The following is a 23019-nucleotide window of genomic DNA, read 5'->3' on the forward strand; positions in this document are numbered from 1 at the left end:
GCACTATATTTTTGCATATGAAATGCTCAGGGTAAATGCAGCCTCAAGTATTTCAAATTTAAGCCGGAGTTCCAGCTCCGGCTTTTTTGTTCATGTTATGAGTCTTCGTAAACGAATTCTCCGTTAGTAGTCTTCTTAATATGCTTATTCCGGACCAAGCTCCCGATAAAGCCGTTGAATCTCGCGGCGAATCCCGGATGCTCTATCGGGAATCCGGTCTCTTCTCCCAAGAGTGTGACTATTTCCTCCTTAGTCAGCGCCTTCCCTCTGTACTTATGGAGAGTGAGCATCACAGCTTCTCGCAGCTTCTCGACTTGGATCTCGCTGGCAGCACGCTTCGACTCCGTTTCCAGGTTCGGGAGCTCCCCCTGAACGCCATCGAAGTAACGGATCTGCCGATCACATTCGGCTATCGCCCTTTCAATCTCCTCGCGCTCGCGCTCAAGGCTGTGACGCCACTTCAATAGCGATTCTACATCACGTTTTATCATAGACTAAAGCTATAGGGGCTATGGGTGGCTGTCAAGCAATTTCTATGGGGCTAATCTTTTTTTTAGGGGGGGGCTGTCGTGCTGTACATAGGTGCAGTCTGTCATACTGGCAGCGTCTACTTCACTTCTTTCATCCCCCACCTATCCTTTGCGGCGATTGTAGCAAGCTATGACCAGTGCTCTTTCGTGAGCCAATTGCGCGAGCTTTACGACCTTTGAGTCCCGCGAGGTAGGCCCGTCGCACAACAGCAGGCATCATAGCGTCGCTCATGCTCTACTTGGGCCCTTGAACATGACCGGTGCGACCGGGATTTACCCCCCCCCACTTGTCAAATCTCCATCCCCCCGATTGTTAAATAATCGAGTCGCCGCGTCTCCATTAAGCTCAGATATGATAATGAGATAGATTGCTAACTTGTTAATTAACGAATTCCCGATTGTCAAATTCCCTAGCGAGAATCAACGGCTCTATGTTTTAGGTGGCATTACAGACTTGACCCCAATACCGACACGAGCGATCACCCCGTCCCCCCTCTGTTCAATTCTTGCACATAGCGGTTCGGTTCTCAACTAACTAGCCCAACTAGCCGATACTTACAGAGATAGACGGAGGAATGGAGTTCTCACGATCCTATGGCTAAAATTGACCAACTGCTCAGAATCGTCAAGCAGGCCAACGCCACCGACTTGCATCTTGCCGCCGGATCAGTTCCCATGGTCCGCTCGGGCGGAGGTCTGGACAAAACCTCGCATAAGAAACTCACCAGCGAGGCGATCAAGGCACTCCTGTACGAGATTCTCTCCGACACTCAGATCAAACGGTTCGAGCAGTCCGGCGATCTCGATTTCGCCTACAGCATCGACCAGGTCGCTCGTTTCCGGATCAACATGTACAAGATGATCACCGGTATCGCGGCGGCGGTACGGGTTATCCCCGAACATATCTACACCCTGAATGATCTCGGATTCAGCGAGACGGTCGCCAAGCTGGCCGAACATCGGGGCGGGCTGGTGCTTGTGACGGGGCCGACCAACTCCGGCAAATCGACCACGCTCGCGGCGATGGTGGACTATATCAACAGTCGCTTCTCCAAACATATCATCACGCTCGAAGACCCAATCGAGTTTGTCCACCATCCGCAGAACTCGCTCGTTTCGCAGCGCCAGATCGGTCTGCATTCGGAGAGTTTCGCCTCGGCCTTGCGGGCAGCCCTGCGTGAGGACCCCGATGTGATCCTGGTGGGAGAAATGCGCGACACCGAGACGATTTCGCTAGCCATCACCGCGGCCGAAACCGGTCTGCTCGTGCTTGGCACTCTGCATACCTGTACGGCGGTCGGAACGATTGATCGGATTATCGATGTCTTCCCGGCCGATTACCAGCAGCAGATTCGCATCATGCTGGCCGACACCCTGCGCGGTGTGGTATCGCAGCAATTGCTCAATCGGGCCGACGGCTCGGGACGAATAGTGGCCTACGAGTTGATGCTCTCCAGTCCGTCGATCCGCAATCAGATTCGTGAGGCTCGCACCCATCAGATTCCGTCTACCATCCAGACCGGCCGCAAACAGGGTATGCGGCTGCTGGACAGTCATCTCAAAGCTCTGGTCGACAGCGGCATCATCACCCCCCAGGAGGCGGTTCGTGTTGCCACCGACCCGGCCGAGTTCTACAGCAAAGTCAACCTCGAGGACAGTCAACCGGTGGAAGTATAGATGAGCAGCAAGAGCAAGCGCATTCGACTGGATCAGATTCTAATTCGGGAGGGGCTGATAACGGAGGAGCAGATCAAGGAGGCGTTGACCCGTCAGAAAGCTCACGGCGGTAAAATCGGCTCCCAACTGCTCTATCATCGCTATATCGACGAACAGGGATTGGTGAAAGCTCTGGCGATCCAGTTCGGTTGTCAGGGGGTGGTGCTTTCCGACCTGGTGATCCCCGAAGTCGTACTCAAGATGATTCCTCCCAAAATCGTTCTCGCGCGCAAGGTGGTGCCGTTCGACTACATCCCGGACGACAACCTGCTCAAAGTGGCCTGCGAAGATCCCACCGATGACGACCTTCGCAACGAACTCGGCTTTGTCGCACGCGGCAAAGATATCGAAATGTATGTGGCTGCCGAACTGGCCATCGATACGGTTATCGCTCGTCATTACCAGGGACGCGACATCACGCTGGCCGACCGCCAGTTGCTCCAGATTCCGGAAGATGTGACCTCGATGGAAGAGGCGGTCGAAACCGAAAAAGCCGAAAACGAACCTGCCGCGCAACAACCGGTCGTGCTGATATGCAGCGACGAGCAATATGCCCCGCCGTTGATGCAGTCCCTGCTCGAACGGGACGGCTATCAGGTAAAACATACCGACTCCGCCGACGATGCGATCGAGATGATCGGTAAGGACGCTTTCCACACGGTTTTTATCAAAGACACCGTTTCGGGCGATTATCTGGACCTGATCGACCGTCTTCGCAAAAATTCTCCGCGTACGCGGGTGCGCTATTACGAATCCGCTTCTAATCTTCTGCTCGATCAGGGTTCGTTGATCGAAGAGGGAGATTTGCTGGTTCGCAACCTCGAGCTGTTCACCTCGCTGTTGGCGCTTCAACGTAAAATTCCAATCAATCACAGCGGCAACGTGGGGCGCTATGCCGACCTGCTCTGCAAACAGCTTGGCATTCCCGACAAGGACCGGTTGGTAATCGTCAACGCCGCTTATCTGCACGACCTGTCGAAACATTATTACAGCATCGAGGACTCGCACGACCAGCAGCAGGTTATCAAGATGACCGTGCGGTTGCTCCAGTCGATCAACTACTCACCGACCGTGGTGGGGATACTGCGCTCGATGTACAAGAATCTGGGCGGTAAGTTCACCAAACGTCTGCCAATCGAAACACTTGGCGGCAATATCCTGACAATCGCCGATTTGTTCTGCGAGGCGATACCGGACTCCGATCATGTTTCGCTCGACAAATTCGAAGTGGTCAAAAAGAAGACGCGTGACCTGGTCGGGAAACTTTTCCTGACCGAGGTGGTCGAAGCGTTCATTACGATGGTTCACAAAGAGATTCTGACCGAGCAGTCGGACGAGCCGCCGATCCAGGTCATGATCTACAGCGATCATCCGGGTGCTATTTATCCCGTCGAACAACGCATCAAGAGCGCCGGTTTCCGCACGATTTCACAGAGTATCGAATCGGACTTCATGGAGTTGGTGCGTCGCTCCGAGCCGGAGATGGCGATCATGCTCCTGCACGGCGACCGCAACCGCATCTACGCCGTAATCGACCAGTTGACCGGCAGCGGCATGGACCTGGCCAAAACTCCGACCTTCCTGCTCGTCCAGGGCACGGCCACCCACGAGTTGACCGATTTGATGGATCAGGGAATCGAAGACATTCTCGGGCTCGATGTCAACCTCGATCTGCTCATTACCAAAATGCGCAAACTGCAGGGAATGATTCAGCAGCGCAAAACTCTTTCGACCCAGGCACTCAGGCAGTCGGGAGCTTCGGGTCAGCTTACCGACATGAACCTGATCGACCTGTTGCAGGCGCTCGGTCCGGGACAGAAGACCGTTCGGATCGATGTCAAACCGGCTGATTCCGAAGTGAACGAACTGGTTATTTACCTCAACACCGGCCAGATCACACACGCCAAATGCGGCGAGTTGACCGGGGCCAAAGCAGTCTACGAGGGTTTGGCGATTGCCGAAGGTTTCTGGCAGGTGACACCGCTCACCCCCGAACAACTACCCACTCCGAACAACAGCGAGCCGAACGAGTCGATCCTGATGGAAGGCTGCCGTTTGATCGACGAACGCCTCCGCGCCGGCCAGTTGTTGTAGGATTTTCTCAGCGTAACACAGCCACGTTGTCCGAAGGCCGAATTACGAGATCCTGGTCGGCGACCAATGGATTTGTTGTCATTGACAGATATCGGGGAGATATTTCAGATTAATGAACAGCACTGGTTCTAAACGAGGGATCGGGGCGTCTCCGATCCGGATCAGAAGGGGAGGCGCCCCGGTTTTTGAGGGGACAATGGCAGATGTCTCGCCAATGAGATGTTGGTAACTTTCTAAGCCAACTGCCGGGGGGCGGGCCGGTACTTGTTGCGCTGCACCGACCCGCGTGTCAACAGAAAGGAGTTGTCGTTTAGGGACAAGGTACCGGCTCCGGACCGTTTTGGAACATGTAGGTCACCAGGTAGACCAGATCGGAAATATCCGGCATACAGCTACCGTCACCGTTGATATCGGCCTCACTGAAGTGATGTTCCGGGCAGTCAGGAGCGCTGGGCTCATCACATGGCGGTTGAGGTCCGTTCTGGAACATGTAAGTAACCAGGTACACCAGATCGGCAATATCCGGTCCTCCGGAACCGCTATGGTTGATATCTCCCCGGCTCTCACAGCAACTTTCACAAACATCGCCAACGCCGTTCGAATTGGTATCGGCCTGGTCGGGGTTATATACATTGAGGCAGTTGTCGCAACTGTCTCCCACGCCGTCGGCGTCGATGTCCTCCTGAAGCGGATTGGCCGTCAACGGGCAGTTATCGGAGCTGTTGGGGACACCATCGCCGTCCTGATCGAACGAGGCCACCCCGTACAATTCCAGATACGGCGGGTAAGTCCCTTCCTTGGAGTAGAACTTACTGAATTTCTCGCCGTATTGTGCCTGGATTACGATACCGTAGTCGTTGATCGTACCGGCCAGCCATTGGTTGACTACATCCGAAATATCCAGTCGATACCAGCCGAGGGCGGGGCCGAAATTATAGTAGAGGGATGATGTCGAGTTATGTGAAACATGGTTGTACTCATTCCAGGTGTCTTCATCCCAATCTTCCGTGGCAACGAACAGGTCGCATTCGGTATAGTAATCGCCGGGGCAACGGAAATAGCGATATAAGTTAACGAAAGCACTGTCGATCGTTTGCCCGGCATAAGCGGTCAGATCCCAGCGCAGCATAATCCGTTCGTGATGTCCGGCGCCGTCGTAATCGGCGGTCCAGAGCGATGCTTGTTCCACCGGGTGTTGATGTCCGCTGCCTTCATCAGGATCAGAGTAGAGGTCGTCGGAAGGCTCCAACTGCAGCCCCTGAATCGGACAGGGATCGGACAGGCAGTCGAGTCCCTCGCTCCAGGTACCGCCAAGGGCATCACACTCGGTTTGTATGATGCCGTCATAACAGTCGGGATCGGAGGGGTCGGTATAAACACAGCAACGTCCGGTAGCCGGGGGATCATCGGTCACCTCGATGTTGTCCAGTCCGAAAATATCAGCGTCGGTACCGTAGTATTGGAAGCCGATCCTTATCGGATTAGTGTTTCCGGCCCAGGCGTCAAGGGCTACACTTACGAAGTACCATTGGAACTCGGGATAGCCGGTGCCGTAGGAATCGAACACTTCGGTCCAGTTGACGCCGTTGTCGTCGGTGACATAGACCTTAAAATCATGGGGGTAGTCATAACCCTGAAGCATGTAGAATTCGACTCGGAGCAGGGATGAAGCGCCGGACACGTCAAGCTCCGGGGTCAGCAACCATTCATCCTGCAGGGTAACCGGATCGGTCTGATCCCAGGTAACGAGGGCGGCATTCGTCCCGCCGCCGGTATAAGTGCCTCGGAACCAGCCATATCCTTCATTGAGGTTGAGCGTATCCCAGCCACTCGGGGGAAATGTTGTTCCTTCGAAATCCTCCCACAGATATTGGGTGCGGTTTTTGTCAGCCGTTACCGGGGCGGGATTACTGGGAAGCGGGAAAATGCCGTCGACTAGTTGGCTGCGGTTCATATAGACAGTCACATCGCGGGTCTCGGCTCCAACGAGGTCGACCGCAATGATGCCTGTTAACAAGGCAACGGCAGCGACCGCCGTAATAACTCTAATCATAACTCTCCTACCTTTCTGCAAAGGCTGTAGTAGCTTGGTGATGGGGACTGAAAGCGTCCACCTTGTCTGGTGTATAAGTGAAGTATCATTATCAATCCAAAGAGACCGGCGATGCGGTACGATGTATCGCTTTATGTATGATCTAAATTCCTACTTGCAGTCTTATCAGGAGTCGATCGGCCTGTTGATCTTCTCCGTATCCGGGAAGACCGCCGTCGTTGGCGAATCCCAAACAAGTCTGATAATCCATTTTGAATCGAGCGTCTCCGGGGCCAAGGCCGACGTTAATCCCCACGGTCAGAAAACTGCTCCGATAATCACCTTCGAGGTTGGCGGCCTGATCCCACCATTGATATTGCACGTATGGTTGCAGATAAGTGAAGCGCTCGCTTTCGAGCGGCAGGCTGTAACCGGCCTGTACCATGACCGCGTTCATCTCCAGATCCTCGAAAGGAGCTCCTACCGTCTTGGCCGTGCTGCTGGAGTCGGCCCAAATATCGGCGTAGTAAGGGATATCCAGGGCATCTTTGAACCCTTTACCGAGGAAGACTTCCCCCTGCAATTCCAGGTTATGGTCGTTGTAACGGAGGCCTGCAATGGCGCGGTGACCGTCGTAAATCTGTTTGTGCTCGGTCCAGAAAACGGTATAGTCGTCGCGAGCACCTCCGGGAGTCGGAATAGAGTCTTTTGTATTGTAAGGTGCGTTCCATCGCCAGAAATCGTAACCGGCAGCCAGGGTCAGTCCGGGAAGCGGTGTTCTATAATGAATCCCCAAATTGATATCGTGCTCGTCGTCAAGTGTTCCGCCGCTGCCTTCCGCTATCACGAGTTGGGTGAAAATGCCGGAATGCTCACCCAGGTCTTTATCGAATTCGACCGCGAAACCCAACGGGTGACAGGGACTGAATTTTTTGGCGAAGACCGGTTTTTCAGCCGTCAACAACTGAACGCATTCATCGTACATTTCGAACCCGCGCAGGACATGTCCTTTGGTAATGCCTGCCTTCCAATCGGAGGAGAGGTTGAGCATCAAACCGGCTTCGATTACCATGAAACCGCCGTCGAGACACGAGGCTGATCCGAACTCGAGATTGTACTCCAGGTAATTTTCGTAATTGCCTTCAATGATCGCCTTGGCTTCTCTGATCGTGAATCCGGTCTCGGCCAGACGAGCGAAACCGAAAGCGTAAGTTGAATCTCCGCCCGAATAGGATTCAGCCTGAATAGCCATTTCCACGTGAACCGTCGGCAAGCCGTTGTCCGGTTCGGCCGGTTGATCGTTGCCGGCAGCGGCAGACAAAGCCGTCGATAATACGACGGCGAACGTTTGAATCATCCTCTTTACTGACATTCATCCTTCCATTCGATTGATATCTATCATTTCGTTGTTGATCTCGCTGATCCCGCCCCATCCACTCACAAGATCGATCCTATTTGGTACACGGCGGTTGCCAGGATCCAGGCCACCATGGTCAGTCCTCCCAGTTGCAGCAGAGCCCATTTCCAGGAATTGCTTTCGCGGCCGGTTACGACTATCGTTGCCATGCACGGCGCGCTGACAAGACAGAATAGCATTATGCAGAATGCGACCAGCGGCGTATAAGATGCCTGTAGTCGTTGTCTCAGGGCGTCGGCTTCTTCGGCTTCCTCACCGATCGCATAAACTATTCCCATTTGCGCCACGAATACTTCCTTGGCGGCAAAAGCTCCGATCAGGGCGGTGCCGATTTTCCAATCGAAGCCCATTGGTTTGATCAGCGGTTCTATCCAATGACCGATGCGGCCGGCGGCCGTATAAGCCATGGCTTCGGCTTGTTGTTCTCGCTTGACGGCGGCGAGTTGTTTGTCCAGAAATGCTTGAACAGCATCCTCGTTCAAGTCGCTGCTCACAAGTTCGGCATTATAGTTTAATTGAATCCGGTCAATGGCCGCGTCGTAGTCTTTGTCGAAAACGGTTTTCTGCGGATATGTGGTCAGCGCCCAGAGAATGATTGAAATCGCGAGAATAACCGTACCGGCTTTCCTGAGATACAACCGGCCGCGTTCCCACATGTGAAGCAGTACGCTTTTCGGAGTCGGCATGCGATACGGCGGCAATTCCATGACGAACGGTGCGGATTCACCCTTTAGCGCCGTCGAGCGCAGTAACTTGGCAATTACGATCGCCAACACGATACCGATAGCGTAGATGGTCCACAACATGATGCCGTGCCACGGACGTGGGAAAAAAGCGGGGATAAGGAGGGTGTAGATCGGCAGGCGCGCACCGCAACTCATCAAAGGCGCTACCAGCATCGTGGTGAGTCTGTCGCGTTGATTCTCGAGCGTGCGAGTAGCCATGATCGCCGGAATAGTACAGCCGAAACCGATCAGGAGCGGAATGAAGCTCTTGCCCTGGAGGCCAATCTTATGCATGAGTCGATCCATGATAAAGGCTGCTCGTGCCATATAGCCCGAGTCCTCCAGAACGGCAATCGCCAGAAATAGCAAAAGTATGTTGGGCAGGAACACCAGCACACCACCCACGCCGCCGATAATCCCATCCTCTATTAACGATTTGAGAGCACTGTCGCTCGGCCAGTTCGATTCGATTAAGCCTCCAAGCCAGCCGAATAGATTTTCTATCCAACCCATCAACGGTTCGCCGACGGTGAAGGTGAGCTGGAAAACAACGTACATGAGACCGAGGAAGATCGGCAGGCCTAAGACACGGTTGGTGACTATGCTGTCAATGCGGTCCGACATGTTTCTTTTCTGTTCGACCGCCGAAGAAACTGTTTCCCTCACGATGTCCGAAATGTAGGCGTAACGCGACTCGGCCATGTGTACTTCGGGAGAATCTTCGAGACTGCTTGCGAGACGACTCGCGGCGTTTTCTACGGTATCGCGCAAATCGGGGGTGTTGAAAACATCCTTCCATTCGGCAAGCTTCTCGATTTCCCGGTCGCCTTCGAGTGTTTTCAACGCCAGCCAACGACGACGTCGCCCGGGAGCGGCGCCGTTGTCGGCTGATATGAGTTGACGCAGTCCGTCCAATTCGGCATCGATTTCCGGTCCGTAACCGATAACCAGGCCGCGAGTACCGTTCGTATTACCGGCCGTATTCACCGATGTCTGAAGTAATTCATCGATTCCCCGAGAGCGACTCCCAACCGTCGGAACGATGGGTACGTTGAGCAATCGTGACAATTTTTCTATATCGATACGGATACCGCGAGAAACAGCCACATCGCTCATGTTGAAAGCCAGCACCAGCGGTACGCCCATCTCGAGTAACTGGATCGCCAGATACAGGTTTCTTTCCAGGCTGGAGGAGTCGATTATGTCGATTACCACATCCGGCTTTTCTTCGATAAGGTAGTTGCGGGCCACCACCTCCTCCGCCGAATGCGGAGTGAGACTGTAAACTCCCGGCAAATCGACAATTTCCAGATTGTTTCCTTCGAAACGACGCGAACCGATTTTCTTCTCGACCGTAACTCCGGGATAGTTTCCCACATGTTGGTGCGAGCCGGTTATGGCGTTGAAAACCGTAGTTTTACCCGAGTTGGGATTACCGGTTAAGGCTATCCTGATTTTTCGACCGGATACGCTGTTCGACTTCATATTACCGTTTGTTCGTCATACCAATAAAAGTTAGGCAAGCCAAACATATTGCTCAAAAAAATTACTCGATCATTATCTTGAGAGCGGCGTCTTGACCGATTATCAAGCGACTACCTTTAACGCCGACTATCACCGGGCCTTTCCGGTCGTTGCAGTGAATTACCACTTCAACACCCGGCGTTAATCCCAGGGCCGATAAATGCTCTTTCAAATCTCGACTACCATTAATCCTTGTTATCCGAAAACTCTCTCCGGCATGGCTCAAAGCCAGCGGCAGAGGTCCTCGCAGAATCGAGGAAGAAGCGGTATTAGGCAGGGCTATTTCCGTCGATCCGTTCATAGCTCATAGACCATTATCTTATTTGCATCATCTTTGCGCAACGACAGGTGGTAACCCTTGACCTTCACTTCGATTGGATCCCCCAGCGGCGCCACTCGTTCTACCTCCACGAGGGATCCGGAGGTTACTCCCATTTCAGCGATTCGTCGTCTGGCATCGCCGCTCCGACTGATTTTTACGATTCGGCCCTTTTTGCCGGGACGCAATTCATCCAGAGGGATAGCCGTTCGTTCGTTTTTCTTGATATCCGCTTTTTTCTTTTTTAAATCCATCAGAATACCCGAAACGCAGGCTTCACAATTTTCCATTGAATCGTCCTGGTCACATTGATACCCGAATCCTTTTATCCACGAGGCGCCGCCCCTCGGGCAGGTCTCGACGAATTCCACGAAGGCAATGAATCTCTCCAGGATTTTCGCCGACACGGCGTGTTCCATTTTACAGGCCGCCTCGTCGGCATGCTTCTCTTCGATCGCGAGTACTTTCACGAAAAAGTCCCGCAGCACCTCATGACGCCGGATAACATCGCGGGCCAGAGTTTCACCCCGGGGCGTCAGGGTGACCAATTCATAAGGGGCGTAGTTTACCAACTCTCGGGATGAAAGCGACTTGAGGGCTCCGGTAACGGAGGAATAATTAACCTTGAGTCGTTTGGATATATCTTTGACTCGTGCTGCCTGTTTCTCGGCGATGAGGTGGTATATCACCTCCAGGTAGTCTTCAAGACTGGCGCTTAGAGCTTCTGACGACATGATTTAATCCATTCATCTCTGATCATCTTTGCCTGGCAGAAAAATGTATGGCACACCAAACATTCTGTCAAGAGGTTTTTTGTGATTTCTTTCACAGCAAGATCGCAGGTTCGAAGGAACCTGCATGACTGCGCGGGATCCATGCTCCGTAAGGTGTCTCGGCCTGTCAGCTTCGGGTGATGTTGACTTCAGTCTTTGAACAGATCGTCGAAACGGGCTTTGCGGTCGTCCTTCGTGTCGGTCTGGGTGCTTATTCCCCCCGGCCGCTTGAAGACATCGCGCATCTGGAAAAAATCGCAGAAGTTGGCTTTTTCCTTGTTGGGGATATTGACCTCGATCGGTTCCTTGCATTGGAATCTTCGCCCCGGCTCCCAATGCCGACAGCCGCGACAACAACGCAAATCGGCCAGGCAATGCGGGCAAGCGTCGTGACGTGATACTTTGTGTTCGATTCCGGTGGCGCGGCCACAGTTCCAGCAAAGAAGTCCGGTTTCCGATTCCATGATGTCCCCTTCGTTTCGATATTCCTCCGCTAATATACGAAGCGTGACGCCGATGGCAAGTTGCATTCGCAACATCACTCGACGAGTCCGTTTTGATTGACAAAGTCGCTCGGGTTCAATACATTACAGTATCTATTGTTGAACTCGCCACCGGGCCGTTCAGTTCGACCTGTCACCACCGCGTTGTTCTACATATTCTATCTCACCTCTCCGATAGAGAGGATAGAGAGGCATTCGAGGAGGTAGTTTTGAACAAGTCTCACGTGTCTGCGCTGATAATCATTTTACTGATACTCGCGGCGACACCGTCTTTCGCCGTCGATATCGACAAGGGAATTCTGCTCGATATCCCGCCGGAAATTCAGGTCCAACAATTCGGAAAAATAGCAGGATCACAGTTGACGCCGGAGGATTCGGCCGACATTGCAGCCTTCCGTTTCGACGGCGACACGGTCAAAATCCTGGTGGTGCTGGTTCGCTGGTCCGATCGCTGGTCGACTTACCCATCAGCCACGTTCGACAGCATGATCCTGTCCCATGACACCTATCCTCCCGGATCGGTAGCCGATTATTTCGAAGAAGTATCCTACGGTCACGCCCATGTAACGGGTACTGTTCTGGAATGGTACAACGCCGGAATCTACAATGCCGGCTATGACTTCCAGGACCTCCTCCCTATCCTCGATGCCTCCGTCGATTTTTCACAGTACGACGGCAACAACGACGGCGATGTCGATGCGGTCATTTTCGTCCGTGCCGGCACCGGCCAGGAGGACACCGGCGACCCGAACGATATCTGGTCTTACGCCTATCGTTATCCGACCAACAGCGGTCCGGGACCTTACGACGGTGTTTACGTATCCGCCTGGAATACCTCACCGGAACTGCGGCCGTTGCGCGATCCGAGCAATCCCACCCAGTTCAGCGGTGTCGATTCGCTCAACCAGATCCGGGTGTTCTGCCATGAGACAACGCACAATCTCGGTCTGCCGGACATGTACGACTACGATTCCAAACTCGACACGACCACTTACTTCACTCCCAACGACGATAACGACCATCCCTGGGTGGACTGGTGTCTGATGGGCTATGCCGGTTACGGCATTCTGTCGATCAGGTCGGCTGTCCCCCCGCACATCAACGGCTGGGGTAAAATGCAGCTTGGCTGGATCGATCCGATCGAGTTGGTCGGCGAATACGAAGACCTGGTGATTTACGACATCAACACTCATGCCGACAGTTCGCTTTACCTGCTGCCGATCCACGAGACACAGGGTGAGTATTTCCTGCTGGAATACCGGAATCCGCGCTCGACCGGCAAGTTCGATAAGGTCGATTCCGATTTCAGTTGTTATTTCTGGCCGGACTTGACCTATGGCTGCGACACCCTCGACCGGGGCCTGCTCATCTCGCACGTACACGATTCCCTGGGAGCCTACTGGTGGCGAATCAACAACGGCATGCCCTCTTACCCTCACTACACGGTGACAGTGGTTGACGCCGGTTACAATCCGAGCATGGACCTCTATCAGAATCCCGAGGGCCGCCTGACCGACAGCGCCCAATGGTGGTATCCGTACGAAACCCGCCGCGCGGCGACATACAACCCGGACGTTCCGGGCCAGACGGAATTCTCTCCGACCACGACACCGTCGAGCGAAGGGTATTTCGGCCCGACCAACATTACCGTGCGAGTGGACTCGATCGTTGACGACAAGATGTACGCCTATGTTTTCAATCCCTATGGTGATATCGACTTCGACGGCGTCCTGGACGACGGCGACGGCTCCGGTGTAGCCTGGGACAATCCCTGCACCGGCGGCCAGACGGTCGGCTGCGACGACAACTGCCCGTACGAACCGAATCCGGATCAGGCCGACACCAACCACAACCTGATCGGTGATGTTTGCGATTATCGCTTCGAACGCTGGGACACGGTGGCAACCGCATGTGTCTCTCTCACTGTCAGTAATCTGGCCAACTACGGTCATCAATCGAACACCTCCTCCGGCGGGGCCAACATGGCACATCCGAACGAAGACTGCGATCAGACCGCCAACGTATGGCTGTACGACGGTTCCTCGGTGATCTGTTACGTTAACGGGACCGACACTGTCGGCAACTGGTCGCTTTTCCAGCAGTTCCATTACTGCTTTGTCGATGACCGCCGCTGGATGCTCCCCACCGCAACAAGCACTGATTATGACGAGTTTTTCGGCGGTACTCATGTGACAGCCGACTCGACATTAGCTGTCGAGGACACCTGGTACGCCCCGAAGTCATTGACCGACTGTAATTTCGTGATTCACCGAACGACAATCTTCACCTACGACGCCGCGGTCCACTCGGGACTGACTATCGGTGAGGTTACCGACTGGGATGTTCCGGATAATTATGGCTGGAATGTCAGCGGCATTACACCGGGGATGATGCTCTATCAGACCGGCACCGACCTCGATTGCATCGACCAGTCACGTCGCCTGGCAAGCACCGATTTGATCGGCTGGTTCCTCAACGACTCCTGCGATTTGTACGACAACAGCGAGCCCTACGGCGCCTACTGCGCCGCCAACTCAGACTATGTCTGGGCCACCGGCGATTTTGTCGCTTCGGACCTGATGACCGCCATGCAGCAAACCGGATACACCGCTCATGCGAGCGCCGAGGACCAGCACATGGTGCTGACCTATCTTAACGATTTCACTATCGGCGCTACCGATTCACTGGTTATTTTCTCGGTCCTGATCACATTATACGACGCCGATCCGGCCGACCTGGACAACACACGAACACTGGCTGTACAATGGGTTAAGGACTACCTGGTTGAGTCTTGCAGTTGTTGCCAAATTGTCGGGGATGTCGACCACAACGGATCCGGACCGGACATTGCCGACCTGGTTTATCTCGTGACCTACATGTTCCAGAACGGACCGGAACCACCCTGCATGTGGGAAGCGAACATGAACGGTTCGGTAAATCCCGAACCGGACATCACCGACCTGGTCTACCTCGTGACTTACATGTTCCAGAACGGTCCTGATCTATATCCCTGCGCCGGTAAATAGCCTGAATGAGTTATCGCTCTTAACGGCGGGCTGTTTCGGTCCGCCGTTTTTTTTCACAGCCATAGACTGAGCGATCGCGCTCCCAACACATGCCCACACACTATTTCTCAACATATCCTTGCGGGAGATACGTTCGTATCCGGCAATGCAACTCAGAAATACACTGTTCCTGCCGATAATTTCCATAGAGAAACCAATTCGGCAGGAGCAATGCGATGGACGAACAAGAGAACGAAGCCTTCACGAACAAGCGCCGACACCCACGTAAAAAGCCGATCAACTACATCGAAATCTATGACTCCGAGACCGATGAGTTCCTGGGCAGCCTGGCCGACCTCAACATCGGTGGCCTTCGCCTGCTGGCTCAACACGAACTTGCCCGCAATCGCACCTATTCGATGCGGATGCGTTTACCGCGGTCAGTCGATGAGACGGAAGAGATATTCTTCTCTGCTGCTTGTCGCTGGCAACTAGCTTGTACCAGTGCTCTGCTTCGCGGGAGTTACCATATCGGTCTGGAGATCGTGGATATTGCTCCGTTCGATGCCGACATGATTTCAAGCCTGTTGGCTTCAAGCTGGTTTCGGGACTGGAGACAGCTTCCTGACTATGACAGGATGCGCCGCGAAACCGGTTACCCCGAGGAATAACCGAATCCGGTTAAAAGAAGCTATTCATACTATCCGGCAACAAGCCCTCCCGCCAGGCAGGCAGAGATCCTGTTAGAGCCGTATTGGTCAACCTAAGCCAATAGTCTAAGGGCAGTTATAACTTTAACAATAAACTCTGGAACTTTCGGGCGATTCATGGGTTTGAAGAGCCAGAACATCACGGTTCACGATTCTCACCCGACGAGAATCGTAACCTCTCCAAACCCCATTTCTCGCGCAGAAACAGGCCGGTCGTTTCTAAAACGACCGGCCTTTTCGTTGAATATCTTAATGTCGTGCTAGTCTAAAGCTGTGAGGCGACAAAATCCCAGTTGACCAGATTCCAGAAAGCCTCGATGTATTTCGGACGGGCGTTGCGATAGTCGATGTAATAAGCATGCTCCCAGACATCGCAGGTTAGCAACGGGGTTTTACCGTCCCTGACGGGACAAGCGGCGTTCGAGGTGCTGACAATCTCGAGATTCCCCGAAGCATCCTTGACCAGCCAGGCCCAGCCGGAACCAAAGGTCGTGGCGGCTGTATTGGAAAACTTCTCCTTGAAGGCCGCGAACGAGCCAAAGGCTTTGTTGATCGCCTCGGCCAGAGCGCCGGTCGGTTCACCGCCCGGACCGCCCAGACAATTCCAATAGAAGGTGTGATTAAACACTTGAGCACCGTTGTTAAAAATTCCACCGGAAGCCTTCTTGATAATATCCACAAGAAGCATGTCGGCGAACTCAGTGCCGGGAATGAGATTGTTCAGGTTGTTGACGTAAGCCTGGTGATGTTTGCCGTGATGGTATTCCAGGGTCTCAGCGGAGATATGCGGTTCCAGAGCATCCTTGGCAAACGGCAGATTGGGCAGCTTGTGTTCCATGGTTTATCCTCCTTTTATGACAAGATCAATCCTTGTCGAATATGAAAAGCAGAATACACCGGACGTCTTCACATGTCAACCAATGCCGGCAAACGAAACCGCCGGTCGCAATAAAATCGATTGCAGACCGGCGGCTAAAAATCTATGCCGGAAAATCAACGCTCAGCGTTGACGTGCGGCTGGTATTTAAGAGGGAGAGTTACACGAGTGGTATCGGGGTCATCCAATTCGAAGGTCAACGATTTAAGAAAGGCCTTGGTTTGCCCGACCGAAGTCATTTCGAGCGTTACATCGGTATTCGCACCGACAGCGAGTTCTTTGGGTAAATCAATCGCAACCAGATCCGCGGGAATATCGATCATCTTGAAATGAAGCGGTTGATCGGACTGATTACTGAAGTTGATCCGATACTTGCCCTGATCGGCTCCGGGAAGATCGACCAGGTCCATAGCCGACGGCGACAGGATCAGCGGATAGGATTGATTCGGCTGTTCCTGAATTACGGCGTGAATTCTGACCCGATGTGGCTGCCCACCCTCGTTGGTCATGATAGTCGGACTTTTCACTACGCGTCCCTTGTAGGACTTAGTGCTGAAAATGATCTCAAGGCAAGCCGAATCACCCGGGCTGATCAGCTTCTTGTCGAGCGGCGCCTGAGTACAGCCACAACCCGGTTTAACGTTGATAATCCTGAGAGTATCATCACCGGTATTACGAAGCCAGAAGATATGGCTTATTTTGGCGTTCTGCGGCGCCTGGCCAAAGTTGAAATCCTGTTCGGATACGGACAACACGGGACCGGCTGAAACGGCAGCGGCCAGGGTGAGCACCAACAGCATGGGGAGAAGATGTCTTAGTCTCATTGGTATAATATCTCCAAGTTATAATTCACGGTCGTAAGATGACTTAGTCAAACAGACGCATTAGTTGAGAGCCACACGCAGGGTTTCGTTGGCTCGTTCGAGCAAACTACTGCTCGCGGGCGATTTCACCGGAACAATCTGAGCCATGAGGTCATCATCGTCGATCTGCTGAATGGCACTATAAACCAGGTGAGCTTCCTCACGAGTCTTCAGATCGAGCACCAGCACTTTACAGGTACTGTCGCACCCGAGAACATCGACATTGGCGTCATGCAGACCCAGGTTATAGAGCAGATCGCAAAATGATTCATTCTCGGCCAGATCCTGACTTACTCCGGCCAAAGACAGATTGTAACTGACAATACGATAATAATTGAACGGCACCAACAACAGCAGGAGCACGACCGCCGTAGTAACGGCAGCGACAACCGATTGTCCGGTCCAGCTCCAATGGCGCTGAGAATTCGGCCATCGATGAGTCCGAATGCGTTCCATCACCCGACGCCGCCGCTCCGACAACGGCATCATATCCCCGGTCTGTTCCCGGCGGACGGATTCGAGTACCCGTGACATCAGTACGGTGGACTCACAAAACCGGGCGCAGTCAGGGCATTCGTTCAGGTGACGCTTCAGATCGGCATCGGCAACCGGATCAAGTGATCCGTTTGACAACTGCTTTATTCTGGCTCTAGCCTCGCGGCACTGCATTCTGTCTCCTCGTCGGTCTTATCCGACAGCGGTCTATTTTCAGTGGCGCACACCGAGTATTTCTCGATTGCCTTTCTCATCCGGTTTCGGGCTCTGAAAAGTCGCGATTTGAGCGCCGACTCCGGTTTACCGGTCAGCTCGGAAAGTTCCGTCAGGGTCCAGCCTTCCAGTTCATGAAGCGTAATCAGGACACGCTGCTGGGGCGAAAGTACCGCCATGGCCCGTTTAAGCCAGCGGCCGGCAGTATGTCGACCAAGCGGGTCGTCACCGACCAGCGTCTGCTCTATCTCCGGTGTCAGGTCAACCCGACGCCGGAACCAGGAGCTTCGGACGCTGCTGGTGTAGGTGTTGGCCATGACCCTGTATAGCCAGGAGCGAAACGCCATTTCATCGCGAAGCTGGTGGAATTTGCGATAGGCAATTATCAGGGCATCCTCGAAAACATCGTCTCCCTGAGTTGCATCGCCGGCCAGCCGACGACAGAACATGTTCGCCCTAACGTACTCCGGTTCCAGAAGCTTCCAGAAGCGGTCCTTTTTGGGCTCCATCTGCACTTATGACGCCTTAGCGGTTAAAATGGTTATGGGCACCTTGCCCAACCACCTATAAGTTATTACAAATCAAGATGGTAACAAGTCGAAAAAGCCCTCAAAGAGGTCTCTGGTCCGATTATCGGCGGAATAACGGGGCGGCTTAGGACAGCCGACTCCCGTTGGGTCGATCCGTAATGCCTCAAGATACTGTTACCTATGTTCCCGGTCTAATCTGTTACCTATCTACCCGGTTTGTACCAAACATCCCACCCGTGGACGGGTGGGCCACCAGACAAGGTGTCGAAACTTCGCTTCGCGATCTGCCTTCGGCAGACAGGAGTTTCGACCTACAGAAGACATCGCCCCAGCCGGAAACGGGTGGGGCACCAGCGGTGTCTACGCCCCCTTCGGGGTCGCTGTCACGCCGCAGAGCGACGTGACAAGGAAGAGTCGGGAATCCACGTGAAGGTGGACCACCATTCCATCGGACGGAAGATGGCAGGTCTCGGAGAAACCTTCCCTACAAATACTACAGCCTTTTATAGACGGAGTTACGGGGTCTGGCTGCCGGCGGCGTTTTGACGGGCACGCTCGGCTCTTTGCATCAGGTCATAGTAGCTTTTCTGAGCCTCAAGCCCTCGGAAACGGTTAACAAAAGCCGTCTTTTCGTAATAGCTGCGTGCCCGGGCCAGCAGGTTGTTGTCTTTCGCCATTAAAGCTACCACCTGGACTATCTTGGCCGCCTGCATCTGTACGTTCCAGTCGGTAGGATACTTCTCGGCCAGGTTCGTTATAAGCCCCATCGCTGCCTGGTACTGCTTCTGTTTCCAGATGATATCGGTTGCAAGCAGACCGAGCGATTTAGTTTCAGGATGCAGCGCCAGGTGTCGTTCAATCTCAAGGGCTGAACTGTCGTACTGCTGAGCGAGGTAATAAGAAATAGCGCGTTCGTAATGAGTCGGCTGATAACGATTTGCTTGCGGATTGGAGAAGGCTCCGGCGACGTTATAAACCTGCACCTCAATGTCTCGGATCCAGTAGCTTACGATCGGTTTGAGTCCACCGATTTGCGGATATTGTTTAACGGCTTCTTCGGCGTTGGAGACATCGATGGCAATATGAGTGATCGGATAACGATTAAACAGGGTCGAATCCACCTCGGCCACACCGAAAAGGTGAATGAACGATTTCAATTTAGAATCGAAAGTCAGCTCCGGTCCGTATGGGCCGGAAATAACCGCGTCCGGACCGACGATTTCTCCAAGGTCCCGGCAGGCTTCCTGAATCGTAAAAGCGTGATCGAGGAAATGCAGCCGGCGGATCCGAAAACCGTTGACCAGAGTAGTGACGGCAAGAGCTACCGCCAGCACCGCTATCAACCACTTGCGCGAGAATCGGAAGCTGTGTCGTTTTAATATGAAAAAACCGAGAGCAAGAACCACCGGCACAGCCACAACGGTAGTCCAGGTAAGCATGGTAACCGGCGGTGATGAGAGATTGAAGAAAAACAGGTTGGCAACCGTGTGATAGGTCAGAATCCACCAGAGAAGGGCAATCGCGGTCATACCGGTCCAACCCGGCCAGACTACCGAGAGCTTGCGGCCGGCATTCTTCAGGAACATATCAAGAACCATCCATAAAACCGCAATCGCTGCCGGCAGGAACAGAAGGCTGTACCTGATCGGGGAATAGGTGAGCGGCGCGAGACCCAGCCAGCCGAGAGCAATCCAGGCCATAACAAAAAACAAAGGACGCGGCACCGAGCGCAGGGTTGATGCGCTGTCCTTGTTGTACCGCACCAGGATCAGGAGTGTTCCGCTGACTACTATATACATTAAAATATCAGGATTCAGATAGAACAGCCGCATCTTATAGCCGTACGACACAACATGCTCCAGAAACGCCCAGGGCGATGTTAATCCCTCGGGGAAGCCGCGAAGACCGTAAGACTGTTCGCCAACATAACCGAACGCAGCGGTCAGGTCCGAGCCATAGAGAAGGAAAATCAGCACCAGGCCGGAAACAAGAAAAGCACCGACAGCTATGCCGATTCGTTTCCAGCGTTCATCCTTATCGAGGAAAAACAGAGTCACCAGCAGGGCGGGCATAAGCAGTGCGCCGAACAGCTTGCCGGTGAAAGTAGCTGCGGCCGCCAGAATCGCAGTAGCAATCAAACCCCAAAGTTTATCCCCGTACCAGGAATAGATAAAAAACATCAACGCGGCCAGAAAGAGCAGACCGTTTTCCAGGTACGAAAGACGACCGTAGGTGAAAGCAGTGACATTTATCAGAAAGCAAAAAGCTGCTACCGCAGCGGTCCAGGGCCGGAAATGACGTAAAAGACCAGCCAGTAGCAGAAGTAATCCGCTCAGTGAGAGCAGAATACCGGCGACATGAGCGGTAGCCCGGGATACGGAACTTAGTGAAAAGCAGAGATAGCCGACCAGCGACATGAGTGAGTGCTGATAAACGGTCCAGCGGGAATAATCGAACGGATCCCAGTCGTCGAAAAGAACTTTGTTGCGAGCGTGATAAACGTATTGAGCCGGATCGGTTGCGAGCGACTGACCTCGGCCGGAAAAATAAGACGGTGGATCGCTGTCGAGGTCCTGAAACCAGAACACCGCTCCGCCAATCAGAACGATTACCGTCAGAACATAGAATATAATTCTACTGCGTTGCGATAACTGGGACATGGTCTGTCGGATTATTCCACGTAGAGCGGGAAATCTCCCGCATGGGTAACATCGCCGATCAACCAGGCGGCTCGCTTGTTGTCACTCATCGCCTTTTCAAACGGCTCGGCATCATCAGGATCGAGCGCGATTAGAAGTCCGCCCGAGGTTTGCGGATCATAAAATACCGCGACAAGATCCTCAGGAACGCTATCGGCGATCTTCACACGGCCTTCGAGATGTGCTCGGTTGGCTTTGGCGCCGCCGGGGATCATATCAGCCCTGGCCAACTCACATGCCTGCGGCATGGTCGGGACTGCGTTCGCAAGAAAACGCAACGATACTTCGGAGCCAAGAGCCATCTCGAGAGCATGCCCGAGGAGTCCGAATCCGGTCACATCGGTAGCGGCATGGGTCCGAAAACGAACCATTTGTTCTGCGGCTTTATCGTTGAGCTGAGCCATTTGAGCGCTTACGATTCGCTCCAATTCCGGCCCCACCGCTTTGCGTTTTATCCCGGTGGTAATAAGACCGGTACCCAACGGCTTGGTCAGATAGATTTTATCGCCAGGTTTCGCTCCGGCGTTACTGATAACCCGATCCGGATGAACCAGACCGGTTACGGACACTCCGTATTTTAACTCGGCGTCCTTAATCGAATGACCACCAACTACAATTGCTCCGGATTCGGCAATTTTATCCGTCCCGCCACGCAGCAGCTCGGTGAGCACGCTGGTTGGCATCTTACCGTCCGGAAAACCGACAATGTTTAACGCCGTTAACGGCTTACCACCCATGGCATAAACATCAGACAGAGCGTTCGCGGCCGCAATTTGACCGAAATCGTAAGGATCATCGACAATCGGCGGGAAAAAGTCGACTGTCTGTACCAGTGCGATCTCGTCAGTAAGCCGATACACCCCGGCATCATCTGCTTTGTTGAACCCGACCAAGAGGTTCGGGTGGCTGCTTTTAGGCAGCGTTGCAAGTGCCTCCGCCAACAACTTTGGCGCTAATTTCGACGCTCACCCCGCACAGGACACTTCAGCCGTCAACTTTATCGTAGTCTCAAGACGTTTGTCGTCCATAGAAGTCTTCCTTCAACGTGGCTGTAGCGACTTTTAAGCTCCCGGTCGCTCCAGAACACATCACAGTTTACTCACGAGGCGGGGTCCTGTCAACTTAACAAGCACGATAACTGAAGAGCATAGGAGCAATAATTGAATCTGATTTAGCAACTCCTGCGATAGCGTTCGGAAATGATTTAGTGCTACTTTTGTTGACCGGATCGAACCTTTTATGATTATTGTATTATTATAAATGTTGGAAACAGTATCAGGAATCAGGAGATCATTAAGATGAAAAAGATCGCATTACTGATGGTAGCGGTGTTAGTGGTGACGAGTGTCACCGGCTGTGGCTGGTCTCGTCGCGACAAAGGTACTGCTATCGGCGCCGGCGCCGGAGCCGTGGTCGGCGGCATAATCGGCGATAAAGCCGGCAATACCGCCGTGGGCGCGATTCTCGGAGCGGTTATAGGCGGCGCAGCCGGGGCATATATCGGCAACCAGATGGACAAACAGGCGGCCGAGATCGAGCGTGATCTGGAGGGAGCCAAGGTCGAGCGCGTAGGTGAAGGTATCAAGGTTACATTCGAGTCCGGAATCCTTTTCGACGTCAACTCCTCCACCCTGCGTCCGGCGGCCCAGTCGAACCTGGCCGATCTGGCTCAGATTTTGAATAAGTATCCGGATACCGACATCCTGGTCGAAGGGCATACCGATGCCACCGGAACCAACGAGCACAATCTGGACTTGTCGATGCATCGGGCGCAATCGGTAGCGAATTATATGACCGGCCTGCAGGTGCTGGCAAACCGTTTCAAGATCATGGGATACGGAGAGGATCAACCTATCGCCGATAATGCGACCGCCGAAGGCCGCCAGTTGAACCGTCGGGTGGAAATCGCTATCTATGCCAACGATAAGTTGAAAGATGCGGCAAGGAAGAAAGTCGAAGGTTAAGCAATAGCAGAGTAATCTCTTAACCGTATC

17 protein-coding genes and 1 pseudogene are annotated in these 23019 nt (G+C 53.5%); 5 read left to right on the plus strand and 13 right to left on the minus strand.

Annotated elements, in window-relative coordinates; all coding sequences use genetic code 11:
* Positions 1-95: 95 nt before the first annotated feature.
* Positions 96-491 (minus strand): hypothetical protein, encoded by a 396-nt coding sequence (locus PLF13_02405; protein HOP06123.1) that lies wholly within the window; start codon positions 489-491, stop codon positions 96-98.
* A gap of 633 nt (positions 492-1124) precedes the next feature.
* On the opposite strand from PLF13_02405, the gene PLF13_02410 reads away from it, so the two are divergent.
* Together PLF13_02410 and PLF13_02415 are read left to right on the plus strand one after the other, a co-directional pair.
* On the plus strand, positions 1125-2207 hold the full coding sequence (locus PLF13_02410) for a type IV pilus twitching motility protein PilT (protein ID HOP06124.1): 1083 nt from the start codon (positions 1125-1127) through the stop codon (positions 2205-2207).
* On the plus strand, positions 2208-4340 hold the full coding sequence (locus tag PLF13_02415) for a DUF4388 domain-containing protein (protein ID HOP06125.1): 2133 nt from the start codon (positions 2208-2210) through the stop codon (positions 4338-4340).
* A 310-nt stretch (positions 4341-4650) separates the two neighbouring features.
* Here the strand turns inward: PLF13_02415 and PLF13_02420 are convergent, their stop codons facing one another.
* The 6 genes from PLF13_02420 to PLF13_02445 all read right to left on the minus strand — a co-directional run bounded on the left by PLF13_02420 (position 4651) and on the right by PLF13_02445 (position 11660).
* The gene (locus tag PLF13_02420; GenBank protein ID HOP06126.1) at positions 4651-6393 is read right to left on the minus strand and encodes a DNRLRE domain-containing protein; all 1743 of its coding nucleotides are present in this window, start codon (positions 6391-6393) and stop codon (positions 4651-4653) included.
* 142 nt (positions 6394-6535) lie between these two features.
* Positions 6536-7744: a hypothetical protein gene (locus PLF13_02425; GenBank protein ID HOP06127.1), complete on the minus strand. Its 1209-nt coding sequence runs from the start codon at positions 7742-7744 to the stop codon at positions 6536-6538.
* 65 nt (positions 7745-7809) lie between these two features.
* Positions 7810-9999, minus strand: coding sequence for a ferrous iron transport protein B (feoB, locus tag PLF13_02430; GenBank protein HOP06128.1), 2190 nt, complete (start codon positions 9997-9999; stop codon positions 7810-7812).
* Positions 10000-10060: 61 nt separating this feature from the next.
* Positions 10061-10339, minus strand: a complete 279-nt coding sequence (locus PLF13_02435; protein HOP06129.1) for a FeoA family protein — start codon at positions 10337-10339, stop codon at positions 10061-10063.
* Positions 10336-11091: a DtxR family transcriptional regulator gene (locus PLF13_02440; protein ID HOP06130.1), complete on the minus strand. Its 756-nt coding sequence runs from the start codon at positions 11089-11091 to the stop codon at positions 10336-10338. Before PLF13_02440 ends, PLF13_02435 begins: the two co-directional genes overlap by 4 nt.
* A 188-nt stretch (positions 11092-11279) precedes the next feature.
* The gene (locus PLF13_02445; protein ID HOP06131.1) at positions 11280-11660 is read right to left on the minus strand and encodes a hypothetical protein; all 381 of its coding nucleotides are present in this window, start codon (positions 11658-11660) and stop codon (positions 11280-11282) included.
* Between the two features lie 182 nt (positions 11661-11842).
* Between PLF13_02445 and PLF13_02450 the strand changes: the two genes are divergently transcribed.
* Together PLF13_02450 and PLF13_02455 are read left to right on the plus strand one after the other, a co-directional pair.
* Positions 11843-14659 carry a M6 family metalloprotease domain-containing protein gene (locus tag PLF13_02450; protein ID HOP06132.1) on the plus strand — a complete coding sequence of 939 codons (2817 nt, stop codon included), beginning with the start codon at positions 11843-11845 and terminating at the stop codon, positions 14657-14659.
* 215 nt (positions 14660-14874) lie between these two features.
* A complete protein-coding gene (locus tag PLF13_02455) occupies positions 14875-15309 on the plus strand; it encodes a PilZ domain-containing protein (GenBank protein HOP06133.1) in 435 nt (144 codons plus the stop codon).
* A 304-nt stretch (positions 15310-15613) separates the two neighbouring features.
* Here the strand turns inward: PLF13_02455 and PLF13_02460 are convergent, their stop codons facing one another.
* The 6 genes and pseudogenes from PLF13_02460 to selD form a co-directional block, all read right to left on the minus strand.
* Entirely contained in the window at positions 15614-16186 is a 573-nt protein-coding gene (locus PLF13_02460) for a superoxide dismutase (GenBank protein ID HOP06134.1), read from the minus strand.
* A gap of 155 nt (positions 16187-16341) precedes the next feature.
* Complete coding sequence (locus PLF13_02465) at positions 16342-17049, minus strand: DUF1573 domain-containing protein (GenBank protein HOP06135.1); 708 nt, start codon at positions 17047-17049, stop codon at positions 16342-16344.
* Between the two features lie 60 nt (positions 17050-17109).
* The gene (locus PLF13_02470) at positions 17110-17757 is read right to left on the minus strand and encodes a zf-HC2 domain-containing protein (protein ID HOP06136.1); all 648 of its coding nucleotides are present in this window, start codon (positions 17755-17757) and stop codon (positions 17110-17112) included.
* Complete coding sequence (locus PLF13_02475; protein HOP06137.1) at positions 17727-18305, minus strand: RNA polymerase sigma factor; 579 nt, start codon at positions 18303-18305, stop codon at positions 17727-17729. Before PLF13_02475 ends, PLF13_02470 begins: the two co-directional genes overlap by 31 nt.
* A 536-nt stretch (positions 18306-18841) precedes the next feature.
* Positions 18842-20986 (minus strand): hypothetical protein, encoded by a 2145-nt coding sequence (locus PLF13_02480; GenBank protein ID HOP06138.1) that lies wholly within the window; start codon positions 20984-20986, stop codon positions 18842-18844.
* An 11-nt stretch (positions 20987-20997) separates the two neighbouring features.
* Positions 20998-21972: pseudogene (gene selD / locus PLF13_02485) on the minus strand (selenide, water dikinase SelD).
* A gap of 351 nt (positions 21973-22323) precedes the next feature.
* Here selD and PLF13_02490 point away from each other — a divergent pair.
* On the plus strand, positions 22324-22989 hold the full coding sequence (locus PLF13_02490; GenBank protein ID HOP06139.1) for an OmpA family protein: 666 nt from the start codon (positions 22324-22326) through the stop codon (positions 22987-22989).
* The last annotated feature ends 30 nt before the right edge of the window (positions 22990-23019 follow it).

Source organism: Candidatus Zixiibacteriota bacterium (genome assembly GCA_035380245.1).
Taxonomy (GTDB): domain Bacteria; phylum Zixibacteria; class MSB-5A5; order GN15; family FEB-12; genus DAOSXA01.

Excerpts from the sequence above, each read along its gene's own strand:
- PLF13_02405 (HOP06123.1), bottom strand. The coding sequence starts at position 491 with ATGATAAAACGTGATGTAGAATCGCTATTGAAGTGGCGTCACAGCCTT.
- PLF13_02410 (HOP06124.1), top strand. The coding sequence starts at position 1,125 with ATGGCTAAAATTGACCAACTGCTCAGAATCGTCAAGCAGGCCAACGCC.
- PLF13_02415 (HOP06125.1), top strand. The coding sequence starts at position 2,208 with ATGAGCAGCAAGAGCAAGCGCATTCGACTGGATCAGATTCTAATTCGG.
- PLF13_02420 (HOP06126.1), bottom strand. The coding sequence starts at position 6,393 with ATGATTAGAGTTATTACGGCGGTCGCTGCCGTTGCCTTGTTAACAGGC.
- PLF13_02425 (HOP06127.1), bottom strand. The coding sequence starts at position 7,744 with ATGTCAGTAAAGAGGATGATTCAAACGTTCGCCGTCGTATTATCGACG.
- feoB (HOP06128.1), bottom strand. The coding sequence starts at position 9,999 with ATGAAGTCGAACAGCGTATCCGGTCGAAAAATCAGGATAGCCTTAACC.
- PLF13_02435 (HOP06129.1), bottom strand. The coding sequence starts at position 10,339 with ATGAACGGATCGACGGAAATAGCCCTGCCTAATACCGCTTCTTCCTCG.
- PLF13_02440 (HOP06130.1), bottom strand. The coding sequence starts at position 11,091 with ATGTCGTCAGAAGCTCTAAGCGCCAGTCTTGAAGACTACCTGGAGGTG.
- PLF13_02445 (HOP06131.1), bottom strand. The coding sequence starts at position 11,660 with ATGCAACTTGCCATCGGCGTCACGCTTCGTATATTAGCGGAGGAATAT.
- PLF13_02455 (HOP06133.1), top strand. The coding sequence starts at position 14,875 with ATGGACGAACAAGAGAACGAAGCCTTCACGAACAAGCGCCGACACCCA.
- PLF13_02460 (HOP06134.1), bottom strand. The coding sequence starts at position 16,186 with ATGGAACACAAGCTGCCCAATCTGCCGTTTGCCAAGGATGCTCTGGAA.
- PLF13_02465 (HOP06135.1), bottom strand. The coding sequence starts at position 17,049 with ATGAGACTAAGACATCTTCTCCCCATGCTGTTGGTGCTCACCCTGGCC.
- PLF13_02470 (HOP06136.1), bottom strand. The coding sequence starts at position 17,757 with ATGCAGTGCCGCGAGGCTAGAGCCAGAATAAAGCAGTTGTCAAACGGA.
- PLF13_02475 (HOP06137.1), bottom strand. The coding sequence starts at position 18,305 with ATGGAGCCCAAAAAGGACCGCTTCTGGAAGCTTCTGGAACCGGAGTAC.
- PLF13_02480 (HOP06138.1), bottom strand. The coding sequence starts at position 20,986 with ATGTCCCAGTTATCGCAACGCAGTAGAATTATATTCTATGTTCTGACG.
- PLF13_02490 (HOP06139.1), top strand. The coding sequence starts at position 22,324 with ATGAAAAAGATCGCATTACTGATGGTAGCGGTGTTAGTGGTGACGAGT.